Raw genomic sequence first — 24,112 nt, 5'->3', positions numbered from 1 at the left:
CAAAGAGTTTCTGGCCTTAACCATTGAGCTGACCAAGCGGTCAATAAATGGAAGGGTTCTTGCATTCGCTTCAAGGCTAAACACCAGCAAAAGAGTAGAAGCTGTCAGAGGCGCAGCAGATCAGTGCCAGCCTCGGGACATTGCTCTTGATAAAATGAAGGAGCAAGCATTGAACTACCTCATCCAGAACGCCCGGGCCATAGCGTCCGAAACAGACCAGCACGCCTGCGATATTCGCATTCGTGATGGCTACATTGACGAAATGGGGCGCAACCTGAAGCAAACGCCAGAGGACCCGGAAACCCTGATTGATGCCTCCGGCTGCGTCATCTGGCCTGGTCTGGTCAATACACACCATCACCTTGCCCAGTCCATCATGAAAGGCGTCCCCGAAGGGCTCAACCACAACCTTGGCGAATGGCTAAGCAGCGTGCCATATCGCTTCTGGCCCAAAGTAACACCAGACATCATGTATCACGCCGCACGGCTCGGTCTGTACGAGCTGATCCGGTCCGGCGCCACAACCTGTGCGGACCACCATTATCTCTATCACAGCACCACCACCCCTGAGCTCGAGGAGGCCGTCTGGCAAGCCGCAGAAGAGCTCGGAATCCGGATGGTGCTCTGCCGGGGCAGCGCGACGGAGACAGGATCGCACGAAGGCATGATTGAGCACGGCATAGCGCCGGAGAGCATTGAACAGATCATCGACCGCCTTGATGCGACCCTGAAGAAACATCACCAGCCCGGCCCTGATGCCATGAAAAAGCTGGTGGTAGCCCCCACCAGCCTGATTCATTCGAGTTCACCAGAAGGGCTGAAAGCCCAGGCTCGGTGGGCCAGGGAAAACAACCTGAAAATGCACTCTCATTTACTCGAAGTCGACTTCGACGAGAGCCAGGCCCGCAGCAAATATGGCATGAGTGCTATCGACTACGCTGAGGACTGCGAATGGCTCGGGCCGGATGTCTGGTATGCCCATCTTGTTCACAGTGACCCGCACGCGATCAGGCGCCTTGCGGCCACAGGCACAGGAATTGCCCACTGCCCCACCTCAAACTGTCGACTGGGCAGCGGCATAGCACCAGTCATTGATATGGAAGCGGCCGGCGTACAGATATCTTTGGGCGTCGACGGCTCTGCGTCGGCGGAGTCTGGCTCGATGCTTCAGGAGCTAAACCTGGCCTGGCTGATTCATCGTGCGGTGAAGGGCCCCAGGGCCACCACCCTGGAGCAGGTTCTGCAATGGGGCAGCTACAATGGGGCTGAAATGCTGGGTTTACACGATACTGGCACCCTGGAAGTTGGCAAGGCCGCCGACCTGGTCCTTTATGACATTGACCAACCACGATTCGCCGGTGTTCACAGTCCTCTGATGGCACCATTGATGTGCGGAGAACCCGTGCATGTGCGGGACAGCTTTGTTCAAGGCCGCCAGATCGTGGAAAACGGCGATATCGATGGGCTGGACGAAGCCGAACTGACCCGGAATGTTCAGGACAGTGTTTCGCGGCTACTACGCGAAGCCTGAGAATTTAAACGCAAAAAGCCGGCAGGATTCCCTCCTGCCGGCCCGGTTAACCTATTAAGCAAACAGCTTAATCAGACAAGGTTGCGGTCATACCTTCCACGTACCAATCCATTCCTGCCAGTTCTCCATTGGTCATGGAAACACCTGCAGGAACCCGCAATTCACCTGATTGGTCTTTCAACGGGCCGGTGAATGGATGGAACTCGTCATTTTTCAAGGCATCAATCACCGAATTGACCTTATCTTTCTGCTCACCTGAAAGGCGATCACTCAGGCCAACAATCTCGACGGTGTCCTCTGACATCCCGCCCCAGTAATCTTCAGGCTCCCAGGTGCCATCCATAACCGATTGTACGGTGTCGATATAGTAAGGCCCCCAGTTATTAACAACAGACAGCAGGTGCGCGTCTCCGCCAAATCCACGCATATCCGAGGCCTGACCTACACCCCAGTTACCGCGTTTGTCGGCTGCGATCAAGGGCGCCGGACTATCCGTATGCTGAATAATCACGTCGGCACCCTGATCCATTAATGCGTTGGCCGCATCGGCCTCTTTGGCGGGGTCGAACCATGTGTTCACCCACACAACTTTAAGCTCGATATCCGGGTTCACTTCCTTGGCGCCGAGATATACAGCATTGATATCACGGATGACTTCAGGAATCGGGAAGGATGCAATATAACCAAGGGTATCGGTCTCTGTTACCAGACCTGCAGCGGTGCCCGTCACATAACGCCCCTCATAGGTGACTGACAGATAGGTACCCAGATTCTCATCTCTTTTGTACCCGGTCGCATGCAGGAACGTTATGTCCGGATACTCCTTTGCGACCCGAGCAGTAGGGTTCATAAAACCAAAAGAGGTGGTGAAGATAATGTCGTTACCCGCTTGTGCAAGGCGTCTTATTGTACGCTCCGCATCCGCGCCCTCACTGACATTTTCAACGTAGGTTGTTGCTACCTTTTCCCCGAAATGATCCTCCAGCGCAAGGCGCCCCTGATCATGCTGGTAGCTCCAGCCGTGATCTCCGATCGGACCAACGTAGACAAAGCCAACTTTCATGGGGTCTTCTGCCAGAGCGTTCATAGGCAGAGTCAGTATCGCAGCGAGCAATAAACCAGACCTTAGTGTCATCAAACTTCTCCTTGCTGATTGCATCTCAGATAATTTCTGAAGTGAAAAGACTTCAAAAGGACTTTTGCAAAAAACTGGCCAACTGCTCAATTTTTATTGGGCATCTGATAGCCAGCACTTCCGGTATAGAAAACCAAAAACTTTTTCAGCAAGCACTTAGGTCCGGCAATGAAATGCGCCAATTAAGACGGGTGCCATAGCCGTGACAAATCTTTCGTCGATTTCTACGCTCACTTCATATCGAGCTCAGATGCCACCAAGCCTAAATGGTATTCGTTGTGGTTGGATGCGCTGATGAAAATCGCACGCAGCCACGATCCTGAGTACACAAAGGTTCTTTAAAACGCGTGGAAAGAAGTACTGACTCCGGGAATCGATCTGATCAGGGTGCCAACTGACAAGTTCGCCACACAGAGCGCATCGCCAGCAGCGCTGATACTTCTTGATTCAGTCCTTCTATTTCCACACACTTGCAGACCGGTCCCCAAGCGAAATGCTGCTTTTATGCTCTACAAATTATTGCCTGGTCTGCTTTGGCTGCAGGGATACACGGCTCATACGCTAAGACAGGATGTGGTATCGGGCCTTGTCATTGGCGTTATGCTGATCCCGCAAAGCATGGGCTATGCGGTGCTCGCGGGGCTGCCACCTGAGTTCGGGCTTTACGCCTCGATTTTTCCGCCGCTTTTATACGCGTTGCTGGGAACGTCCAACAAGATTTCGGTTGGGCCGGTGGCGCTGGATGCCATTCTCATACTTTCTGGCCTCAGCGTGCTGGCCAAGCCTGGCTCGGATCAATACCTGCAACTTGCGATCGAGCTGGCTCTGCTGGTGGGCTTGATACAGTTTCTGTTCGGGCTGTTACGGTTCGGGTTTATCGTCAACTTCCTCTCCTACCCGGTTGTTGTTGGCTACACCTCCGCCGCGGCCATTATTATCATCGGAAGTCAGCTCCAGAGCCTGACAGGCGTCCATTTGGATAGCGCCAATGTTCTGGATCTTTCCTGGCAGCTGCTGATGCACATAAACGATTGGCACGTCGTTACGGTGGGGATCGCGGTGACAAGCCTGCTGTTTATCTTTTTCTGCAAACGGCACCTGCCGAAGCTGCCTAACGCTCTGATTCTGCTTGTTGGTACCATGCTGCTATCGGGGCTGTTCCAGGCCGGGCAAGCTGGCGTAGAGGTTATCGACTCGGTACCACGTGGTTTTCCGGCGCTGCAGATGCCGTTTATCGACTTCGCGAGACTAGGTGATTTGTTGCCCGTGGCGTTTACCGTGGCCCTCATGGGGTTCGTGGGCACCATGTCGATATGCAAATCGCAGGAGTCGCCGAAGGACAAGCGCAGCGTACAGCCGAACCAGGAGCTGATAGCGCTTGGCCTGGCCAACGCCCTTGGCGCCATGTTCCGGAGCTTTCCGGTTTCTGCCAGCTTTTCACGCAGCGCCGCGCTGCGCGAGGCCGGCGCGCTGACGCAGGTTTCGGGCGTTGTTTCCTCAGCCCTGATTGCCATTACTGTTGTCTTTCTTACACCTCTGTTTACTGACTTCCCTCTACCCAAAGCGGTTTTGTCCGCAATCATCGTGATGTCGGTATTGGGACTGTTCAAGTACAGGGAGATGAAGATCCTGTTCCGGCAAGACAGAAAGGAGTTTCTGATCTTGCTGGTTACCTTCGTGATCACATTGATGCTTGGTGTTCAGCAGGGATTACTGGTGGGTGTTGCGGTATCACTGATGCTGGTTATTTATAACAGCACTACACCGCACATGACTGAGCTCGGCAAAATCGACGGAGAAGACCTTTATCGAAATATTCACCGCTTCGAAAGCATAAGTGTGCGTAAGGACCTTCTGATCTTCCGCTTCGATGCACCGCTGTATTTCGCGAACAAGGATTTTTTCAAATCGCGATTGTACAGCATGATGAAACGACGCCCCGAGGGTGCCCTGAAAGCCGTCATCATGGACGCGCAAGCTGTAAGCAGTATCGACAGTACCTCACTGATCATGCTTGAAAGCGTGATAGAAAACCTGCGGGAACAGGGTATCCAGTTATATCTGGTCAGCCTTATAGGCCCCGTTCGCGATACCCTCACACACTCTGCGGCTCTGCGCGAGTATGTGTTGGATGAGCATATGTTTCCTCAGATAACGGATGCGGTGCTGTACATTGACCAAGGTATCAGTTCGCGTGCCGCGATCGCCAGGCAGAGCAACGCGGCAAAAACCCGGAGAGGTTAGACTAAGCTCCGTTCGCCCCCTCTACCGCACCCGGCCCACCCGCAGCCAGTATTGCAGCGCCGTATATACAGGCCGCCATAACCAGCACAATAGGCATAAGAGCGCCACCAGCCAGAGTTGTCGAGAGCGCACTTATAGCACCTGCAATAGTGAACTGAGCCGCCCCGAGCATAGCGGCAGCGGTACCACCGAGGTGGGGAAAGAACTCTAGCGCGTTGGCCATGTTATTGGGAATGATGGCGCCCATGAATCCGACGGACAGAATAATGCAGGCAGCGATAACCCAGTATGGTGCTCCGGCCCAGGCACTAACCACCAGCGCGGTAACGGCTATGGCCTGGAGGAATACGCATGCTCGCAGTATCCGCACAGATTCGTAGCGGTTAAGCAGACGCCGATTGAGCAGGTTCAGGCTGGCCATGGCCACTATATTGGCAGCAAACAGCGCCGAGAAGGTGGCGTTTGATAGCTGAAACCACTCCTGATAGATAAACGATGCGTGTGTGATAAACACCAGCATGGCGCTGAAGCATAAGGCCTGCAGCCCGACAAACCTCATGGTTACGCGGTGCCGGAGCACAAACGCATAGTTGGTAATCAGCGTAGACACCGGGGTCGTGTCTTTTTGCCTGGACGGCAAACGGCGAAACAGAACAAAGTGCAGAACGATTGCCAGCAGCGCTCCATAGCCCGCCAGCATCAGGAAGATTGCGTGCCACTCGCTGAAGTAAAGCAACATGGAGCCAATTGACGGGGCTGCTGCCGGCGCTATAAACATCACAAGGCCAATAAGCCCGAACAGGCGAGCAGCATCCTGCCCGTTGGTCTGGTCACGAACGATAGCGGGCACGGATACCGCACAGAAGGCTCCACCAATCCCCTGCACAATCCGCCAGCCCAGCATCTCCGGGAGTGTTTGTGCCTGAGCAATCATAAACGCAGCAAAGGAAAATACCGCTAACCCGGTAAACAGGATCTGCTGCCGCCCGTAGCGATCTGACAAAGGCCCGCCCAGCAATTGAGCAAGTCCCAGGGCGCCGACATAGGCACTCAGCGTTAGCCCTACACCTCCGGGACCCAGGCCCAGCTCATCGGCAATTTCCGGAAACGCTGGCAAGTAGGCGTCAAGCGCCAACGGCCCCAGGGCAACGGTCATGCCCAGAAGAATGGCTAGCTGAAGATGCGATAAGGGTGTCGTTTTCAAACCGGCATCCAGATAAGAGTAACCAGACAGAACATGAAAAACCTTATATCGTTAGGGTGCTCATCACACGGCAGTCTACATCATCAGCGCAAAATACACTCACGGCTTAGTGATTGACTGAGTTTGCGCCGTTTGCGGCGCAGGTTATTCCCTTTGCTATTGCCATAGCCTGACCGGAGCTGAGACTGAACCTGCGCCAGTTTGCGCCGGTAGCTGGTGCAGGTTTTCTCCTGCTTTGCAGCTGCTTTTGCTTTGGACTTACTTCGCGTTGAATCACGCTTGCGGTCAGATACGAGCATACTCTGCACCTGCTCGCGTATCTCTGAAACACGCCGGTGTTGACCAAGATTATCCGCCATTGGCACGGTAACCGGGGCGGCGACTTCAACGGGCCGGTGGTTTTTATCGGGTGGCGGAGTGTCGGTGAAATGAACGACTCCGCTGGGGTCTGTCCAGGTGTAGATTCCGGCAGTAGCCGACGAGGCGAATATTAATAAAAAAACTGCAGTTGCCATAATCCCTGGCATGACTTCCCACTCCCTGTGGTGACGTTAATTGCCAGGGCAGTATAACGATTACCACCGGGAGTGTAAGGCGAGCTTGTGCTTCCGTTTACTGATCGAGCAGTTCAATCCAGTGCTGAACTGGCACTTGGGCTTTTGTTTCAAGGTGCATCTGGCACCCGACGTTGGCCGTTACGATACGATCAGGATTATCCACGGTTAATGCGTTGAGCTTGTTACTCAGCAGTTTCTGACTGAGTTCTGGCTGCAACACCGAATAGGTACCTGCCGAACCACAACACAGATGCTTTTCTTTGGTGACAGCCAGATTGATGCCTGCTTTGGTGAGTACCTGCTCCACGATGCCGTTCTGCTTCATGGCGTGCTGCAATGTGCAGGGGCAATGAAACGCCACTTTGCCAGGGTTGTTTTGCACCTTCAGGTTTTCAAGATCCTGCGCCAGCAAGAACCCGCCAAGGTCCGTGCACAACTGGCTGACTTTTTCAGCCTTCGCGGCATACATCGGGTCGTCTCTCAACAGGTGACCGTAGTCCTGCACCATGGCTCCACAGCCAGATGCCGTCGTCACCACAGCCTCCGCGCCAGACTCGATAGCCGGCCACCAGGCATCAATATTCTGGCGCATGCGATCGAGGCCTTTTTCGTGCTCTGAGAGATGGTAATTCACCGCGCCACAGCACCCGGCTTCCGGAGCTTCAACCATGGTAATTCCGAGCTTGTCCAAAACACGAGCCGCCGCCGCGTTGGTGTTCGGTGTCGCTGACGGCTGAACACAACCGGCCAGCGCCAGAACAATCCGGTTATGACTGGCGGCGGGCCAGGGGCTGGCCTTCTTTTTGGGCGGCACTTTGGCCCGCAGCTTGCCGGGCAAGATGGGGGCGAACGTCTGCCCGAGGCGCAGCAAGAATCCGAACAACACCCGGTTGGGCAGAACCCTCGCCAGCGCCCAGCGCATCCATTTGTCTTTCGGGGCACGGGGCAGCTCTTTGTCAATAAGGCCCCGGCTGATATCCACCAAACGACCGTACTGAACGCCAGAAGGACAGGTAGTTTCGCAACTACGGCAGGTGAGGCAACGATCGAGGTGTTCACGGGTTTTCTCGGTAACTTCGGCGCCTTCAAGGAACATTTTCATGAGGTAGATGCGGCCACGTGGGCCGTCTCGCTCGTCGTTCAGTTCCTGGTAGGTCGGGCAGGTTGCGGTGCAGAAACCACAGTGGACGCAGGCCCGCAGGATGGCTTCCGCTTCCTGTCCTTCCGTTGTGTTGGCAAATTGTTGAACCAGGTTTGTTTGCATGTTTTACCTGCTTTGAACTTACAACCAGCTGTAAAGGCGGCCGGGGTTAAATATTCCATCGGGGTCGAACGAGTTTTTCACTCGGCGCTGGATTGCTTTAAGCGCATTGGGTTGGCTGTGCATTACCTCACCGCTGCGATCGCCGCCCCGGAACAGGCTTACTTGTCCGCCAGCCGCACGTGCTAAAGGCTCCATATCGCCTAGCTCTCCTGCACCCCGGAACCAGCGCTGGGAGCCGGCCCAGTCGATGAACCATTTGCCCTCCATGGCGGGATTCGCAGCCGTGGAGTTCACGGAGAAGCGCCACAGTGGTGAATCGTCGTTGGCGAAGAATTCGTGTTGCATGTCCTGCACAGAGCGCCAGAAAGCCTGACCATTACCCATAACCTCACCGCTCCATTTTGCAGCGGTTGCTTCTACCGCCGATTTGGCACCGGAGAGGCGAAGGTAAACCTTGCCGTCGACCCAGCAGGCGGCGGTAATGGGTTTGGGTTCTGCGGCGCGGCTATTCATGTAGTGCAGCACTTCATCGATTGTCATGTCCTGCACCAGAGTCAGGCTCGCGGCCGGGCCGGGCATCACTTTCATGCTGATTTCGGTAATGACCCCCAAGGTGCCGAGGGCCCCAGCCTGAAGCCGGGAAACATCGTAACCGGCTACGTTTTTCATCACTTCACCGCCAAACCGAAGCTGCTCACCTTTACCATTAAGCAGGCGGATGCCAAGCACCTGATCCCGCACCGATCCGGCCCAGGGCCTGGCGGGGCCAGAGAGATTGCAGGCCAGCGTGCCGCCAATTGTCGAGTCTGGGCCAAAATGAGGCGGCTCACAGTGCATCGCCTGGCCTTGTTCGGCAAGCGCGGCTTCTATGTCACTCAGAGGCGTTCCTGCGCGAACCGTCATCACCAACTCAACAGGGTGATAATCCACGATTCCGGTATGCCCGCCTACGTTCAGAGTGCCGGCATCCGGGCTTGGCTCCCGACCCATAAAGGCTTTGGTACCGCCACCGACAATGTTGAGCTTCTCCCCGCCTGAGCGGGCCTGGAGCACTTGCTCCTGTAGTTGTTGCGAGATATCAGCCATGGGCGGCTTCCGTATGTTCATGCTTGTGTTGTTTGTACTCGAGCGAGCGGTATTCCTGGCAAAACTTCAGCGCGGGTACGCCTTTACCGGGGTTGAGAATGCCCGCCGGATCAAAGGCCGCTTTCACATCGTGAAACTGCTCCAACTCCTGATCACTGAACTGAATCGCCATCTGCCGAATCTTTTCCACGCCCACACCGTGCTCACCGGTAATGCAGCCTCCAACGTCCACGCACATTTTCAGGATGCTGGCCCCAAAGGCCTCTGTGCGCTCGAATTCTCCGGGTACGTTTGCATCAAACAAAATCAGCGGATGCAGATTGCCATCGCCGGCATGAAACACGTTAGCGACACGCAGGCCGAACTCTTCTGACATCTTTTCCATTTCTGCCAATACAAAAGCAATATGACGACGTGGAATCGTACCGTCCATGCAGTAGTAATCCGGGGAAATGCGGCCAACAGCCGGGAACGCGGACTTCCGGCCCAACCAGAGCAGCGCCCGTTCCTGTTCACTTTGTGAGGTGCGAACCGACGTGGCACCCAGTTTGCGAAAAACCGCCTCCGCCTCGGCAATATGCTCGTGCACTTCCTCTTCGGTGCCGTCCACTTCGCAGAGAAGGAGTGCTTTTGCTTCGCGAGGGTAGCCGGCACCGGCAAAGTCGTCGGCGGCCACAATAGCGTAGCCGTCCATCATCTCCAGACCGGCAGGGATAATGCCATGGGAAATAATGCCGCCAACCGCATCACCAGCCTTCTGTACGCTATCAAAACCCGCCATCACCACCTGCGCGACTTCCGGCTTGGGCAGAAGTCTTATCTTCACTTCCGTCACTATCCCAAGCAGGCCTTCCGACCCGGTCAGCAGGGCGAGAAGGTCCATGCCGCAGCCGTCCAGCCCATCGCTTCCAACCGTCACCACATCGCCCTCTGCGGTCACCATCTCCACACTGAGAATGTTGTGCACCGTCAGGCCGTATTTCAGGCAGTGAACACCACCCGAGTTTTCCGCCACGTTGCCACCAATGGTGCAGGCAATCTGCGACGAAGGATCGGGGCCGTAATAGAGGCCGTATTGCGCCGCCTCTTCGCTGATCGCGAGATTGCGAACACCCGGCTGCAAGTTGGCTGTTCTTGCCAGTGGGTCAATGTGCAGAATGCGGTTGAACTTCGCCAGCGAGAGCACCACGCCTTCTTTATTGGGCATGGCGCCCGCGCTGAGGCCTGTTCCCGCCCCCCGGGCAACGACCGGAACCCCATACTCATGACAGATCCGCATAATCCGCTGCACCTGAGTTACGGTTTCCGGTAGCACCACCAGCAACGGCATTTCGCAGTACATCGACATGCCGTCGCATTCGTAGGGCTTCATGGTTTCGTCATCGGTTATAACGAAGTCCGCATCAACAAACGTCCGGAACTGGTCAGCCAGTTCCGCCTTGCTGATTTTCGGTTTGGTTGTCATAAGATCTGCCTCAACCCGCCTGTCTTAGCCACGCTGGGTTTCGAAGTAGTCGATTCCCGCCTGGGCGCAATCCATATCCTGCTGTGGCGTGCCGGAACTCAGCCCGATGCCACCTACCACCTCACCGTCGATGGTCACCGGCAAGCCGCCGCCCACCGAGCTCAATCGCCCACCCACTTCGGTGTGAATACCAAAAGCCAGACTGCCCGGAACGTTGACGGCGTTGTAATCGTGCGTGGCTTTCTTTGCAGCGGCCGCCGTGAACGCTTTGTCCTGGGCAATCGTGACGCTTGTAATTTTTCCGCCATCCATACGCTCAAAGGCGATCAGGTTGCCGGACTCGTCCACAATGGCAATGCACATAGGCACACCAATTTCCCGGGCCTTTTCAGCGGCTCCTGCAATCAGCAGCCGAGCCTCGGGCAGATCCAGTCTTTTAATCGTTAACATATTCTTCATCTCCAAAAAAATCAGCCGTAAACCAACCCCGGCAACCACGTCACAACACCCGGAATAGCGATGCAGACCATCAGACCGAGGGCCTGAATGGCGAGGAACACCAGAGAAGATTTGAAAATAGTGCCCATGGATATTTCCGGCGGGCACACGCCACGTATGTAAAACAGTGCATAGCCAAAGGGTGGACTGAGGAACGACATCTGCATATTGACCAGATACAACACCCCGAACCAGAGTACTACATCATCCCCGTCTACCGGCGGCAAGCCGAAAAGACCTTCAAACGTCAACGCCTTCACGATCGGAATGAAGATTGGAACGGCCAGGAGCAGGATACCAACCCAATCCAGGAACATGCCCAGCACGATCAGCAGCCCCATCAGCAGAAACAGTATGCCGTAGGATGACATGCCAGTGCTGAGAATGGCGTCTGTTACGAATTGCTGGCCGCCCTGAAGAATGTAAAAACCGACAAATACAGAGGCCCCGAACATGATCCATAACACCATGGCAGAGGCTTTCGCAGTGGTTATTGAGGCTTCACGCAAGCCACCGATGCTGAACTTGCCGTGCATCATGGCGACCACAATGGCACCGAACGACCCGATACCCGCAGCTTCAACCGGTGTTGCAATACCACCGAACAGTAAGCCAAGAACCAGCGCCACAAGAATCAGGGGCGCAATCAGCCCTTTGAGCAAAAGCAGCTTTTCCCGTAGGGAAATGCGCTCTTCAATCGGAACAGGAGGCCCAAGACTGGGGTTCAGCCAGCTACGAATCAGAACATACGCGATATACAGGCTCGACAGCATCAACCCGGGTATTACAGACCCCAGATAAAGCTCACCCACGGATTGCTGGGCCACCACCGCATACAAAATAGCAAGGATAGAGGGCGGAATAAGAATGCCCAAAGTACCGCCGGCCATGATGGACCCGATAGCGATCTTGTGATCATAGCCACGCTTCAGCATCGCAGGCAGCGCAATGATGCCCATGGTTACAACCGCTGCACCGATCACCCCGACCATAGCAGCCAGAAGAGTGGAGGCCAGTATGGTTGCCGTCGCCAGGCCGCCGCTAAGGCCGCCCATCCATTTGTAGACCACACTGAACATTTCCTCGATCAGCCCGGCACGTTCCAGCATGGATGCCATGAAAATAAACAGGGGAATGGCCGCCAGATCGGAGTTGGTCATCATCGGGAAGATTCGGCTGGGCACGATGTTCAACATCATCGCGTCACCCACCAGATAAACGAACAGCACCCCAAGGCCGCCCGTCACGAAGGCCAGTGGCAAGCCCATCATAAGAGCCACGAAAAGCGAACCAAACATCAGGTATGTCAGTGGGCCAATTTCGACACTGGCAAGGCTGCCGGCAAACTTGAAGAGGAATTTCTCATCGCTGAACGGATCGTAGAACAGGATGTTGATCATCTCGACACAGATGATAAAACCGAATCCTACGGTGGCCAGGATCATCAGCCAGGTGCCGAGTTTACCCGACATAGTAGGGCCTGAAGCAATCGTTGGGCTGGTGCTCATGCGACACGCTCCTGTCCGAGGCGGATAAACAGAACAATATCCTTGATGAGTTTGGATATGCCTGCGAGCAGCAGCAAGGTAGAGCCCAGCATCATCATGCCTTTAACAGGCCAGTATTGAATGCCCCAGGTCTCAACCGTGGTTTCGTTCATGGAGTAGGAGTTCTCGAAAAAGGTCCAGGACGTGGTCATCAGTACCAGCGCGAATACAAAGAAAAACATCGAGGTAAAAATGTCCATGCCGATCCTGCCACGCACCGGCAAAAGGTTGTAAACCACATCCACGCGCACGTGGGCGCCATGGAGCATTGCAAACGCACCAGCCAGCAGGTATTGCATTCCCAGCAGGAGGAAACTGGCTTCATGCACCCAGACAGTCGGCTGGTTGAACAGATACCGCATGATCACTTCGAAAAAATAGAAAACAACAGCATTCACTGTCCAGAAGGCCACAAACTCGCCCGACTTCTCGCTGGTCCAGTCAACAATGCGGGTAAACCAGTTACCTTCAAACTTCAGGTAAATCAATGGATCATCTTCCTCTGACTGCAGCTCACCAGGCGTCATGCCAGGGTCGGCGGGCTCGCCGCCACGGGCGCGAGACCACCTGTGCCACGCCATCATGATCAGCGGCATCACTGCCAGCCAGCCCCAGTACAACCAGTGCGGCATTACAAATCCGAAGCCTTCTAGGTCAGACATTTTGTTACTACCTCAGCCAAAAAACAGGGAAGGTGGAACTCCTCTTTTCCGGAGCAGTCCCTGCCCTCCCCCACTATGCTTTTATTGTTGTCAGTTAACGCAGGCTTACTTGCCTTCGACGCCTTCCAGATCAGACTCGCTTACATAACCAACGGTGTCGTTCATCATGTACTCAAGCTGCATGTCGAAGATTGCCCGGGCATCCTCATCCTTGTTTGCCCACTTGTACCAGATGGGAATGGCTGCACGGCGGAACTCTGCGAGGTCTGCCTGGCTAAGCCGGGTTACCGTATCGCCGTCTGCCCTGAACTTCTTCATGGCTTCGATGTTGCGCTTCTGAATGGTGAGATAATGAATCTGAGAGTAATTGCGGACCTCATCTTCCACCAGTTTCTGCAGTTTCGGGTCCAGATTGTTCCAGTTCCGCAAGTTGACGGTAAGGTCCATCAAGTCCACCGGCTGGTAGATGGACATAACACCCGGAGGGCCGAACATGATGTAGTCGGTAACCTGGGAGAAACCCAATTCGTAGTTCACCGCAGGACCAACATAGTCCGCCGCATCAATGGTGCCTTTCTCCAAAGCCGGGAAAATATCAGAGCCCGGCAAGCTGACAGTAGACACACCGAACTGCTGGAACACTTCCGCAACCATCCCACCCGGCACGCGAATCTTCATGCCCTTAAGGTCGCCCAGGCTGTTAACCGGCTTTTTGGAGTGAATGATGTTGGAATCGTGCTGGATCGGACCAACGTAAAACAGGCCGAATTTTTTATAGATTTCGCGAGTCTTCTCCAACATTCCCAGAGAGTAGAACATGGTGTCCCACTGGTGCGGTTGATCCGGGCCCGCAGGATAAGAGGACAAAAAGACCGATGCCGGAATTTTTCCGGACCAGTAAAGAGTGAACGGGTTCATGCCTTGCAACACGCCATTACGTACTGCCTCAAACAGCGCGTTGTTATCGGCGGCAACGGCTTTAGCGGGGAAGGGCTTAAAAATCAGCTCTCCACCGCTTTTTTCCTCGATGCTCTCGCACCATTCTTCAAACAGATCATAACCGACGGTACCAGCATCCCAGACCGACTGAATCTTCCAGGTTGTTGCAGCGTGAGCCTGGCCGGCCCCCATCATCAACGCGCCAGCCAAGGCAGTGCCGAGGGCCGCTGTTTTGAGAAAACGCCTGCGCTGCGAAGCCGCGCCGGCTCCGCAATTATTGGTAATGGTCTTGCTCGGTTTCATTGAGACATCTCCGCTGAAATTGTTTTTATGTTTTTGTAGAGCTCAGAGCAACACCGGCATTACACCCGGCATCAGAAAGGATATTCGTAGGCGACACCGGTTTAGTCCAGCAAAGAGCACACTGGTCTGACCAGTTTCTGAATTTGCAAAAATGGACGAATGCTCCCCGATCAGCCATATTCAGAGGGCTTGCATGCAATTGGAAGCGAAGGCCTAATAACAACAATGGCAACAGGCACTGGTCAGACCAGTGAGCGCACAGGCAACAAGATGGCTATTTCACAGGAAATTTCCTACCGGCTGGAAAGGCTAATCCTCGACGGAGGCTTGGCACCGGAGCAAAAAATTCCTTCAGAACGACAGCTTGCGTCACGCCTGCGGGTATCGCGGTCGGTTATCCGTGAAGCGCTCCACGAACTTCAGGGGCGTGGTGTGATCGAAACCCGCCACGGCAAAGGCTCCTTTGTTTCCACCATGGTGCCCGGGTCGGGTGATCTTCGTGAGCAAGGCCCCTTGATGCATCTTTTCGAAGGGCATCCGCGAACGCTTTACGATCTCCTGGAAGTTCGAGAGCAGCTCGAGGGCCAGGCAGCCTGCCTGGCCGCGCAACGGGCGACCAGCCTTGACCGTCACCGGATAACCAAAGCCTTCCGCGCGCTGGAAGAAACAGACCCTCTGAGCAACGCTCGCCCGGACCACGGCTTTCACCAGGCAATTGTGGAGGCATCCCACAACCCGATTCTGGTTCACGTGCTGAACAGCCTCAAAAACATGATGCTTATGACCGTGCAGGCGTCGGTCGCCAATCTCAATCCACGTGCCGAGATGCGCAAAAAAATTGTGCTTCAGCATCGTCAGCTATACGACGCCATTATTTCCGGCAGGCCAGCCAGCGCACAAAAACTGGCTATGGCCCATGTGCGCTTCGTCAGCAAGTCCATGCGAGATCTGGAACAGGAAGGCAGCACATTGATCCGGGTTCCGGTTGAACAGGAGGCTGCTGGCGGCCATCAACACACCCAGGACTGAAACCGGCAAAATGCTTGCATTGAACACTCATTGCGCCACAATAAGCGGCGAAAATCGTCGCTGAAAAACCGTTAAACTGTGTGCACAAGGTATTGATTTCCAGCGCCACAGTCCGTAAAACAATCGCCTTTGAATGACAGCTTCAGGAGCCACGCATGGCGGACCAAGCGCCTTTGATCTGCAGGGACATATACAAAACCTTTGCCCAGCTTGAAGTACTCAAAGGTATCTCGCTGGAGACAAAAAAAGGCGATGTGATTTCACTGATTGGCAGTTCCGGTTCCGGTAAAAGTACCTTCCTGCGCTGCATCAATCTTCTGGAAACACCCACGTCGGGTGACATTATTGTGCACGGCGACCCCATACGGTTTACCAACAACCGCAAGGGTGAGCGGATTCCTGCAGACAACAAACAGGTCGAGCTCATTCGCGCCAAGCTGTCCATGGTGTTTCAGAGCTTTAATCTCTGGTCTCACATGACGGTGCTGGAAAACATTACCGAAGCGCCCATCAACGTTCTCAAGGTTCCCAAAAAAGAAGCCATTGAGCGCGCCGAAGCTTACCTGAACAAAGTCGGCATTTATGAGCGCAAGGATTATTATCCGGCGCAAATGTCCGGCGGCCAGCAGCAGCGGGCGGCCATTGCACGTGCATTGGCCATGGAGCCGGAGGTAATGCTGTTTGATGAGCCGACCTCGGCGCTAGATCCGGAACTGGTCGGAGAAGTACTGAAAGTTATGCAAAGCCTGGCAGAGGAAGGCCGCACCATGATCGTGGTAACTCACGAAATGGCGTTCGCAAAGGATGTGTCGACTCAGGTGCTGTTTTTGCATCAAGGCGTTATTGAGGAACAGGGAACTCCCGAGAAGGTGTTTGACCACCCCGACTCGGAACGCATGAAACAGTTCCTGGCTCCCAAGTTTTGATGTGCAGTGCTATCGTAACGGTTGTTGGATATAGAACTTCCACAAAAAATAACGCCCTCGAGGCGATCCACTGGAGAAGTGACACATGAAAAAACTGATGATTGCAGCAAGTTGTGCTCTCGCCTTTATGACTGGAAGTGTTCAGGCCCAGGACACAAGCATCGGGAGTTCCGACCCGAGAAGCCTGCGCATCGCATTCGACGTGCCTTACGAGCCTTTCGAATACAAAGATGAAAATGGTGAGCTGACCGGTTTCGAAGTCGAACTGGCCGAGGCCATGTGTGAGCAAATGAACGCGACTTGCAAGTTCGTGATCCAGGCATGGGACGGCATGATTCCCGGCCTGCTCGCTCGCAAGTTCGATCTGATCATGTCGTCCATGTCGATCACCCCAGAGCGTGCGGAGCGGGTTCTGTTCTCTGAGCCTTACTACAACACTCCGGGCGGATGGTTTGGTCCTGAAGGCTTCAACGCCGACGTTACCGATATGGACGCCATGAAAGGCAAAACCGTCGGTGTTCAGCGCGGCACCACAATGGACACCTATGTGACCGAGGAAATGAGCGGCGTAGTGACCATCAAACGTTACACCACTGCAGATGACATGGTTCTGGATCTGGAAGGCCAGCGTCTGGATGTGGTCTTTGTAGACTATCCGGTGGGCGAACAGACGGTACTCTCCAAGGAAGGCTTCAAAGAAGTCGGCGAGGCGGTCAAGCTGGGTGAAGGCGTGGGTGTTGCCATGCGCAAGCGCGACGCAGATATTGCCCGGGAAGTGAATTCTGCTCTTCGCACTCTGAAAGAAGATGGCACCTATGACACCATCATGCAGAAGTACTTCGCGTACGACGTAAAGATCTGAACACACAAGCCTCAGGGGTAGTCATCACGGCTACCCCTGATCACCGGACACTCCCATGTTTGATCTGAAAGGCTATGGGCCGGAACTGCTGAGCGGAGCAGTTGTCACCATAGAACTTGCCTTCCTGTCTCTTGCCCTCGCATTAGCCCTCGGGTTGATCGGCGCGGCTGCAAAGCTGTCAAACAGCCGTGTAGCGGTTGGCATCGCCACGGCCTACACCACGCTGATTCGTGGTGTTCCCGATCTGGTGATGATGCTGCTGTTTTACTACGGCGGTCAGGTGGGCGTAAACATGCTCTCCGACTATATTTGGGAAACCTACGAAGTCGATTTCTTCTTCCAGTTTAATCCGTTCATTTCCGGCGTGGTAACGATCGGACTGATCTTTGGTGCCTACATGACGGAAACCTTTCGCGGCGCCTTTCTTGCGGTTGAAACCGGCCAGATTGAAGCGGCACGCGCGTATGGATTCAGCAACTGGCATACCTTCCGCAGGGTAATGGTTCCGCAAATGCTGCGCCATGCTTTACCGGGTATCGGCAACAACTGGCAAGTGCTGCTCAAAACCACCGCGCTGGTTTCCATTATTGGCCTCACAGATATGGTGCGTGTGGCGGAGGAAGCAGCCAAGGCGGAGCGCATGCCGTTCCACTTTTTCATTCCGGTGGCGTTTGTGTATCTCGCCCTCACGGCAGGCTCAGAGCTGTTTATCAAATGGCTCGATAAACGAGCCAATGCCGGCGTGATTCAGGAGAGTTGATGATGCCACCCGACTTTATCGCTGCCTGGCTCAACAAGAACGACATTTTTACAGCCATGACCATCATGGAGTACTGGGATGGGATGGTTACGACCGTTCAGCTGGTGTTTCTGTGCCTGATCATCGGGCTTGTTTTTGCGGTTCCGCTGGCGATTCTTCGCACGGTTAAAAATCCGTTTGTGTCTGGCCCTGTGTGGCTTTACACCTACCTTTTCCGTGGCACGCCACTGCTGATTCAGCTATATATCATTTACTATGGCGTTGCTCAGATTCCCGGTATCCAGGAAACCTTCTGGTGGGAGATTTTCCGGGAGCCTTTCTACCCTGCTCTGCTGGCGTTCACTCTGAATACCTGTGCCTACACTACGGAGATTATTCGTGGTGCCATTATTTCAACGCCCCACGGTGAGATTGAGGCTGCGAAAGCTTACGGCATGAGCTGGTTCATGCGGATGCGGCGCATTGTGCTACCCAGTGCCGCGCGGCGGGCGGTACAGGCGTATTCCAATGAGGTGATTTTCATGCTGCACTCGAGTGCGATTGCGAGTGTGGTGACCATCGTGGATCTTACGGGGGCGGCACGAAATATTTACTCGCGATTTTATGCGCCGTTTGATGCGTTTATCTTTGTGGCGCTTTGCTACATGGCGCTGACGTTTATCCTGGTGTTCGCATTCCGCAAGCTTGAAAATCATTTGTTGCGGCATCAGCGACCAGCGGGTTCCTGATTAAAAGCATTGCCTGAAACAACGTGCCTGGGCAGGCGATTACGGTCTTTCCGGGAGACGCTACGAGCACATTCATGTGCGCTTGACTGAAGCCATCCATGGCTTCAGACACTCCCGGAAAGACCGTAACCGCCCGCCCTCCGAAATTTTTCGGTGAGTCTCCATGACAGCAACCGCACCAATGCATTTATTTGATGCCAGCCCTGATTGGTTAGCCCACACGCTTGCCAATGCCACAGCTGATCTCCCGGAAATCAAAACCACGCTTCCCGATGGCACCCGCATAAGCCGTAAAGCTGTTGGTGTGTTACAGCTCTTACCGCCGGCCAACCGTGAAAATCCGAACCAGGAAGCCTTGATTATGTCTGCCGGCATTCATGGCAATGAAACCGCACCCATTGAGGTTCTGAACGCGCTGGTCAGTGAGCTGCTGAATGGGGAGTGGCAACTGGCTTCCCCGCTGCTGCTGATTCTGGGGAACCCACCGGCGATGGTGGCCGGGGAGCGGTTTCTGGATGTGAATCTTAATCGGTTGCTCAACGGCGCTCATGGTAAACAGGAGTATGTTGGGTTGCCGGAAGCGGCGCGGGCGCAGTTTCTTGAGGAGGCTTGCCGTCAGTTTGCCATGGCGCATCCGCAAGCCTTGTCCCATTACGATTTGCATACGGCCATAAGGCCTTCCAAACGGGAAAAGTTTGCGCTTTATCCGTTTATTGAGGGCCGGCAGGTGCCGAAGGTGCAGTGTGATTTTCTGCTGGAAGCGGAGGTGGAAACGCTGTTGCTGCAACACAAGGCGGGAACCACATTTTCGTCGTTTTCATCCTCTGTGCTGGGGGCTGAGAGCTTTACAGTGGAGTTGGGCAAGGTCAGGCCATTCGGCGAGAATGATCTGCAGCGTTTTGAGGGGATCAAGAAGGCCCTTCGGCGACGTTTTTGTGGCGAGCCTTGCCCGGCCAAGCAGCCACCGTTTGACCATCTCACGGTGTTTGAAGTGGTTCATGAAATCCTGAACACCGGGAAGAATTTCCGGTTTCACATTCCGGACGATGTGGCCAATTTTACTGAATACCCACCAGGCACCGTCATCTGGGATGATGACAATGCCTGTTACCGGGTTGGTGCAACCGCAGAGGCAGTTGTGTTTCCGAACCGGGATGTGCCGGTTGGTCAGCGGGTGGGCCTGATGATCAGGCCCAGGTAAACCCGCCGGAAATCTAAGCCGGGGCGTTTTCCGGCTCGGCAACTTTCACCTTGATCAACTGCGTGCATACCGCCGGAATCACCAGCAGGGTCAGTACGGTTGAGGCCAGAAGCCCTGAGATAATCGCCCAGGCCATGGGCGGCCAGAGTGTGGAGCTGGAGAACGCCAGCGGCAGCAGGCCAGCCACAGTGGTTGCTGTAGTCAGCAGGATGGGCCGGGTTCTTTGCACAACGGCTTTGCGCATGGCTTCGTGTATGTTCTCACCGCTCTCCAGCTCTCTGTCCATCACATCAAGCAGCACGATGGCGTTGTTCACCACAATGCCTACCAGCGCGATCACACCCAGCAATGACTGGAATCCGAAGGGTGATCCCGAGAGCACCAGTCCCGGGAAAATACCCACCGTGGCCAGGGGCACGGTTAGCAGGATGATGCCCACACGCCGGAACGAATTGAATTGCAGCAGCAGGAAAAACAGCAACAGGAGTATGCCGATCGGGGCGGCTGTCAGCAAAGCACCGTTGGCGTCGCCGGAACCTTCGGCATCGCCACCCATTTCCAGACGAGTACCTTCAGGCAGAGGATTTTCTTCCAGTGCAAGATTAAGGCCGCTCAGTGCCTGACTGAAACTGTAACCGGTCAGCAGGTTAGCGGTAACGGAGTTAAGCCGGGCACCGTTTCGCAAATAACGTGCGGCTGGCTCCCATGCGGTTTCAACGCTGGCAACGGCAGACAGCGGAACCGCTTGTCCGAGATCGTTGTAGATATTCACTGAAAGCAGGCGCTCCAGAGGCAAGGTTGTACCTTCCTGCGACCTCAACACCAATGGAATCGGGTCTTTTTCCTGACGGTAGCGCTCAGCAACAACACCAAAGCTCTGGCCGTAGAGGCTCTGCGCCACGTCCGCCCTGGTAAGCCCGTATCTTGCAGCGACGGCATCGTCTACGTTGATCGCAATGCTGGGAACGCCAATGTCGAGATCGTGCCGGACATCCACGGTACCCTCCACTTCGCGCAACGCGCTGAACAGCTGTTCCACCGCGTGAATGCGCGCTTGCTCATCGGCGTGATAAACACGCACCTCCACCGGAGCAATGCTAGGCGGCCCCTGCCCGAGAATGCCTACGGTTACGTCCAGCTCGGGCATTTGTTCATTCACATGGGCACGAATCCAGCGGATCATTTCGGTGGTGTCTTCCAGCGTTGGCGTCGTTACCACCAGCCGGCCTCTGTTCGGAGCCTGGGGTGCACGCTGGAGGTTGTAATAGAACGCAGGGCCGGTGAAGCCCACAAAACGATGGATTTTCAGCGCGTTTGGGCGTGTACGTATGGCGTGTTCCAGGTCGGCAGCGGCTTCTGCGGTGCGCGACTGGTCCGTGCCTTCTGGCATGAAGAGTTCAACAATCACCTGGGGCCGGTCGGCGTTGGGAAAAAACTGCTGCGCCATAAACGGAGTCATGGCCAGACTCATTACAACCAACAAGGTACCGGCCGCGATCAGTCGCCGGGGGTGACGATAAACCAGTCCGCCGAGAAATCGGGCCAGACCAATCAACCGATCAGCCTCGGCATTTCGGCGAGGCTTGAGGAAGCGGGCGGCCAGCAGGGGCACCACGGAAACCGCCAGCAAATAACTGACGGACAGAGTAAGCATGATCATCACCGGCACGCCTCGGGTGAAGTCTGCCGCCCCACCTTTGGCAAGCAGCAGAGGCGCAAAGGCAGCCAGCGTGGTGCCGGTGGAGGCGCCAAGTGGCCCAGCGAGTTCGCTGACGGCTTTGCGTAGTGCGTCCAGGCGTCTCATACCCTCGTCCAGATGGCCCTGAATATTTTCAACAATCACAATAGCGTTGTCGATCAGGATACCCAGAGAAATCACCATGCCGATTACTGCAATCTGATGCAGTACGCCGCCGCCAAGGTCATAAAGCCCAACACTGATCAGCGCCACCATCGGCAGGATAGAAGCCACCAACAGCCCCATCCGGATGCCCATGCCGGTGAATACCACAGCCACAATAATCAGAACAGAGAGCACCAGGCTCCAAGCCAGGTTATCAAGGCGGTCAGAAACCTTATCGGGCTGGAAGAACATTTCGCGGATTTCGTAAGGCTTAAAGTCAGTACGAATTTGCGCAACCCTTTCCCGCACACGCTCACCAAAACGGATCGCATCGGTCTCGCCCTCTTCCATGATCAACGACAGCAATACAACCCGCTCGCCATCAAACCAGGTTTCCGGCTGGCGGGGCTCGGCGGGGCCGCGCCATACATCAGCCGCCGCTGCCAACGGCACCTGAGAGCCATCCGGAAGTTCAATGGGGGTAGCACGAATGGCATCAATATCGGCAAACTCGGTGTTGGGAAGCACGGACAAGCGACGACCATCCACTACCACAAAACCGCCGGGCGTAGTCTGGTTGCGTTGAGCCAGGGTTTGCAGAATCCGGGCCGGTGATATACCTAGTCGGTAAAGCGCGGCGTCATCCAGGGCAAGTGTAATTTGCTCGTCAGCATCCCCTTCCAGTTCAATACGGGAAACACCGGTAAGATCGGAGAGGTTCTGTTTGAGCCGTTCGGCCACATCCGTCAGCTCACTCACCGAAGGCGCGCCGCCAATGGCCAGCACAATGGCAGGGTTATCGATCAGTCGATCATCCAGAACCATCTGGCCGACGTCGCCCGGGAAGTCCTGTCTCGCACGCTCCATCGCCTGGCGGATACGATCCCAGGCCGGGTCCGTATCATAGATGTCATCGTTGAGGCGCAATCTCACAAGCGCCACGCCTGTGCGGGCTGTGCCCTGGGATATGTCTACTTCTTCCACCTGGCGCAGCTCGTCTGTCAGCGGCCTGAGCACCAATCGCTCTACCGCATCGGCGCTGGCACCGGGATAGCTCACCGAGATCAGCCCGGCCCGGTATGGGAACGACGGGTCTTCCTGCCGCGGCATGGTGCTATACGCAGCCAGGCCCAACAGACAAAGCATGGTAACCACCATGCCCAATAAACGTTGGAAGTTAAGCAGCCGGCGCGTCATTAACGCACCTCCACGGCATCACCGTCTGCGAGGCGGGTTATGCCCGCGTAAACCACCTGATCTCCTGGCTCCAGCTCACCTGTGCGCACAACAACGCGCTCGCCGACTACACGCTCAACGTCTATACGCACACGGCGTGCCACGCCATCGCGCACCCGAAATACCCTCATACCGTCCGCGCTGCGGATAACCGACAAGAGTGGAACGGTAAGTGCCGACTCGCGAAGCGGTGTAATACCTACTTCTACCGGTTCACCCGTATCCAGAGTGTTGACCGGCAGGCTGACCAGAACCGGGTGAAGTTCACCACGGATTGCACCTGCCTGCGCAATTTCGACAACAGAGCCGGTCACCGGAGCCTCAATGCGATTCTGCACAGACCACACGGGTAGCTCCTGATCTACCGACACATGAGCCAACAGGTAGGCCGGCACTCGCACTTCCACTTCCTTGCCTTCCGGTGAAGACAAGCGCATAACCGGCTGACCGGCAGCGACAAACTCGTCATTCTCGACCAGAAGCGCCTCAACACGTCCGCCAAACGGTGCTCGTAAAGTGCTTTCTTGCAGTAGCTGAGTAGCCTCCGAAAGCGAAGCCTGAGCTGTCGCAACGCTGGCTTTCAGAGAGTCGCGTCTGGCGGCGATCTGCTCCAGGTTCTGCTCGGAGACCACACCGCGCTTGTGCAGACGGCTGGACCGTTCCCATTCGCGTTTTGCCTGATTGTATCCGGTTCTCAGTTCTTCCAGCCTGGCTCTGGCTGAATCCCGAGCGGGCTCCAGCGCCGGGTTATAGACCCGGGCGAGTACATCTCCGGCCGCAACTGTCTGGCCCAGTTCTACCGCACGCTCTCTCAGTGTGCCGCTGACCTGGAACGTCAAGGTTGCCCTCTGGGTTGAACGCACGATCCCGGAAAACCTCAGGGTTATTTCCTGAGCTTCACCGCCGGTTACTTCTGAAACGCGCACGGACACCACATGCTCGCCAGGTGCCTCCTGCACATCATCGGCCATGCAACCGGAAAGAAACAGGCCGCTGGCAGCGAGAAAAATAAGGGCAACAGGGGTGCGGAATGGTGTCATAAGTTATCCTTTCGTCCTTGTTCAAGTTGTTGTCGATACCGCTTCCTGCGGA

General features: G+C 55.3%; 20 protein-coding genes. 8 read left to right on the top strand and 12 right to left on the bottom strand.

Annotated features, from left to right (window positions below; genetic code table 11):
• The first annotated feature begins 169 nt into the window (after positions 1 to 169).
• On the top strand, positions 170 to 1,531 hold the full coding sequence (locus FFI90_RS10315; protein WP_144777926.1) for an amidohydrolase family protein: 1,362 nt from the start codon (positions 170 to 172) through the stop codon (positions 1,529 to 1,531).
• Between the two features lie 67 nt (positions 1,532 to 1,598).
• Here FFI90_RS10315 and FFI90_RS10310 read toward each other — a convergent pair whose 3' ends face one another.
• Positions 1,599 to 2,666 (bottom strand): BMP family ABC transporter substrate-binding protein, encoded by a 1,068-nt coding sequence (locus FFI90_RS10310; RefSeq protein WP_144777925.1) that lies wholly within the window; start codon positions 2,664 to 2,666, stop codon positions 1,599 to 1,601.
• 504 nt (positions 2,667 to 3,170) lie between these two features.
• Between FFI90_RS10310 and FFI90_RS10305 the strand changes: the two genes are divergently transcribed.
• Entirely contained in the window at positions 3,171 to 4,910 is a 1,740-nt protein-coding gene (locus FFI90_RS10305; protein ID WP_144777924.1) for a SulP family inorganic anion transporter, read from the top strand.
• 1 nt (position 4,911) lies between these two features.
• Here the strand turns inward: FFI90_RS10305 and FFI90_RS10300 are convergent, their stop codons facing one another.
• The 9 genes from FFI90_RS10300 to dctP form a co-directional block, all read right to left on the bottom strand.
• Positions 4,912 to 6,114, bottom strand: a complete 1,203-nt coding sequence (locus tag FFI90_RS10300) for a Bcr/CflA family efflux MFS transporter (RefSeq protein ID WP_281288116.1) — start codon at positions 6,112 to 6,114, stop codon at positions 4,912 to 4,914.
• An 83-nt stretch (positions 6,115 to 6,197) separates the two neighbouring features.
• Complete coding sequence (locus FFI90_RS10295; RefSeq protein ID WP_144777923.1) at positions 6,198 to 6,641, bottom strand: DUF4124 domain-containing protein; 444 nt, start codon at positions 6,639 to 6,641, stop codon at positions 6,198 to 6,200.
• A gap of 85 nt (positions 6,642 to 6,726) precedes the next feature.
• Entirely contained in the window at positions 6,727 to 7,935 is a 1,209-nt protein-coding gene (glcF, locus tag FFI90_RS10290) for a glycolate oxidase subunit GlcF (RefSeq protein ID WP_144777922.1), read from the bottom strand.
• 18 nt (positions 7,936 to 7,953) lie between these two features.
• Positions 7,954 to 9,021, bottom strand: a complete 1,068-nt coding sequence (glcE, locus tag FFI90_RS10285; protein WP_144777921.1) for a glycolate oxidase subunit GlcE — start codon at positions 9,019 to 9,021, stop codon at positions 7,954 to 7,956.
• A complete protein-coding gene (locus FFI90_RS10280; protein ID WP_144777920.1) occupies positions 9,014 to 10,486 on the bottom strand; it encodes an FAD-linked oxidase C-terminal domain-containing protein in 1,473 nt (490 codons plus the stop codon). The genes glcE and FFI90_RS10280 overlap by 8 nt, the downstream gene beginning before the upstream one ends.
• A 24-nt stretch (positions 10,487 to 10,510) precedes the next feature.
• The gene (locus FFI90_RS10275; RefSeq protein ID WP_144777919.1) at positions 10,511 to 10,936 is read right to left on the bottom strand and encodes a GlcG/HbpS family heme-binding protein; all 426 of its coding nucleotides are present in this window, start codon (positions 10,934 to 10,936) and stop codon (positions 10,511 to 10,513) included.
• A gap of 20 nt (positions 10,937 to 10,956) precedes the next feature.
• Positions 10,957 to 12,492, bottom strand: a complete 1,536-nt coding sequence (locus FFI90_RS10270) for a TRAP transporter large permease (RefSeq protein WP_144777918.1) — start codon at positions 12,490 to 12,492, stop codon at positions 10,957 to 10,959.
• The gene (locus FFI90_RS10265) at positions 12,489 to 13,193 is read right to left on the bottom strand and encodes a TRAP transporter small permease subunit (protein ID WP_144777917.1); all 705 of its coding nucleotides are present in this window, start codon (positions 13,191 to 13,193) and stop codon (positions 12,489 to 12,491) included. Before FFI90_RS10265 ends, FFI90_RS10270 begins: the two co-directional genes overlap by 4 nt.
• Positions 13,194 to 13,298: 105 nt before the next feature.
• Positions 13,299 to 14,435: a TRAP transporter substrate-binding protein DctP gene (gene dctP / locus FFI90_RS10260; RefSeq protein ID WP_144777916.1), complete on the bottom strand. Its 1,137-nt coding sequence runs from the start codon at positions 14,433 to 14,435 to the stop codon at positions 13,299 to 13,301.
• 270 nt (positions 14,436 to 14,705) lie between these two features.
• Between dctP and FFI90_RS10255 the strand changes: the two genes are divergently transcribed.
• The 6 genes from FFI90_RS10255 (at position 14,706) to FFI90_RS10230 (ending at position 19,941) form a co-directional block, all read left to right on the top strand.
• The gene (locus FFI90_RS10255; RefSeq protein WP_144778321.1) at positions 14,706 to 15,464 is read left to right on the top strand and encodes an FCD domain-containing protein; all 759 of its coding nucleotides are present in this window, start codon (positions 14,706 to 14,708) and stop codon (positions 15,462 to 15,464) included.
• Positions 15,465 to 15,619: 155 nt separating this feature from the next.
• The gene (locus FFI90_RS10250) at positions 15,620 to 16,390 is read left to right on the top strand and encodes an ABC transporter ATP-binding protein (RefSeq protein ID WP_144777915.1); all 771 of its coding nucleotides are present in this window, start codon (positions 15,620 to 15,622) and stop codon (positions 16,388 to 16,390) included.
• Between the two features lie 85 nt (positions 16,391 to 16,475).
• Complete coding sequence (locus FFI90_RS10245; RefSeq protein ID WP_144777914.1) at positions 16,476 to 17,252, top strand: transporter substrate-binding domain-containing protein; 777 nt, start codon at positions 16,476 to 16,478, stop codon at positions 17,250 to 17,252.
• Positions 17,253 to 17,307: 55 nt separating this feature from the next.
• A complete protein-coding gene (locus FFI90_RS10240; RefSeq protein ID WP_144777913.1) occupies positions 17,308 to 18,012 on the top strand; it encodes an ABC transporter permease in 705 nt (234 codons plus the stop codon).
• On the top strand, positions 18,012 to 18,740 hold the full coding sequence (locus tag FFI90_RS10235; protein ID WP_246123475.1) for an ABC transporter permease: 729 nt from the start codon (positions 18,012 to 18,014) through the stop codon (positions 18,738 to 18,740). Before FFI90_RS10240 ends, FFI90_RS10235 begins: the two co-directional genes overlap by 1 nt.
• A 163-nt stretch (positions 18,741 to 18,903) precedes the next feature.
• Positions 18,904 to 19,941: a succinylglutamate desuccinylase gene (locus FFI90_RS10230; RefSeq protein ID WP_246123474.1), complete on the top strand. Its 1,038-nt coding sequence runs from the start codon at positions 18,904 to 18,906 to the stop codon at positions 19,939 to 19,941.
• 13 nt (positions 19,942 to 19,954) lie between these two features.
• On the opposite strand, the gene FFI90_RS10225 is transcribed toward FFI90_RS10230, so the two are convergent.
• Both FFI90_RS10225 and FFI90_RS10220 read right to left on the bottom strand, forming a co-directional pair.
• A complete protein-coding gene (locus FFI90_RS10225) occupies positions 19,955 to 22,981 on the bottom strand; it encodes an efflux RND transporter permease subunit (RefSeq protein WP_144777912.1) in 3,027 nt (1,008 codons plus the stop codon).
• Entirely contained in the window at positions 22,981 to 24,060 is a 1,080-nt protein-coding gene (locus tag FFI90_RS10220) for an efflux RND transporter periplasmic adaptor subunit (RefSeq protein WP_144777911.1), read from the bottom strand. Before FFI90_RS10220 ends, FFI90_RS10225 begins: the two co-directional genes overlap by 1 nt.
• Positions 24,061 to 24,112 lie beyond the last annotated feature (52 nt).

The organism is Marinobacter maritimus (assembly GCF_007671675.1).
GTDB classification, from domain to species: Bacteria; Pseudomonadota; Gammaproteobacteria; order Pseudomonadales; family Oleiphilaceae; genus Marinobacter; species Marinobacter maritimus.
Note: the sequence above shows the minus strand (reverse complement) of the source record. Positions and strands in the feature narration are given on the sequence as shown.

Coding starts and splice junctions, on each gene's coding strand:
- FFI90_RS10305 (WP_144777924.1), top strand. CDS start 3,171: ATGCTCTACAAATTATTGCCTGGTCTGCTTTGGCTGCAGGGATACACG.
- FFI90_RS10225 (WP_144777912.1), bottom strand. CDS start 22,981: ATGACGCGCCGGCTGCTTAACTTCCAACGTTTATTGGGCATGGTGGTT.
- FFI90_RS10310 (WP_144777925.1), bottom strand. CDS start 2,666: ATGACACTAAGGTCTGGTTTATTGCTCGCTGCGATACTGACTCTGCCT.
- FFI90_RS10270 (WP_144777918.1), bottom strand. CDS start 12,492: ATGAGCACCAGCCCAACGATTGCTTCAGGCCCTACTATGTCGGGTAAA.
- FFI90_RS10295 (WP_144777923.1), bottom strand. CDS start 6,641: ATGCCAGGGATTATGGCAACTGCAGTTTTTTTATTAATATTCGCCTCG.
- glcE (WP_144777921.1), bottom strand. CDS start 9,021: ATGGCTGATATCTCGCAACAACTACAGGAGCAAGTGCTCCAGGCCCGC.
- FFI90_RS10230 (WP_246123474.1), top strand. CDS start 18,904: ATGACAGCAACCGCACCAATGCATTTATTTGATGCCAGCCCTGATTGG.
- dctP (WP_144777916.1), bottom strand. CDS start 14,435: ATGAAACCGAGCAAGACCATTACCAATAATTGCGGAGCCGGCGCGGCT.
- FFI90_RS10240 (WP_144777913.1), top strand. CDS start 17,308: ATGTTTGATCTGAAAGGCTATGGGCCGGAACTGCTGAGCGGAGCAGTT.
- FFI90_RS10250 (WP_144777915.1), top strand. CDS start 15,620: ATGGCGGACCAAGCGCCTTTGATCTGCAGGGACATATACAAAACCTTT.
- FFI90_RS10255 (WP_144778321.1), top strand. CDS start 14,706: ATGGCTATTTCACAGGAAATTTCCTACCGGCTGGAAAGGCTAATCCTC.
- FFI90_RS10265 (WP_144777917.1), bottom strand. CDS start 13,193: ATGTCTGACCTAGAAGGCTTCGGATTTGTAATGCCGCACTGGTTGTAC.
- FFI90_RS10235 (WP_246123475.1), top strand. CDS start 18,012: ATGATGCCACCCGACTTTATCGCTGCCTGGCTCAACAAGAACGACATT.
- FFI90_RS10280 (WP_144777920.1), bottom strand. CDS start 10,486: ATGACAACCAAACCGAAAATCAGCAAGGCGGAACTGGCTGACCAGTTC.
- FFI90_RS10275 (WP_144777919.1), bottom strand. CDS start 10,936: ATGTTAACGATTAAAAGACTGGATCTGCCCGAGGCTCGGCTGCTGATT.
- glcF (WP_144777922.1), bottom strand. CDS start 7,935: ATGCAAACAAACCTGGTTCAACAATTTGCCAACACAACGGAAGGACAG.
- FFI90_RS10220 (WP_144777911.1), bottom strand. CDS start 24,060: ATGACACCATTCCGCACCCCTGTTGCCCTTATTTTTCTCGCTGCCAGC.
- FFI90_RS10245 (WP_144777914.1), top strand. CDS start 16,476: ATGAAAAAACTGATGATTGCAGCAAGTTGTGCTCTCGCCTTTATGACT.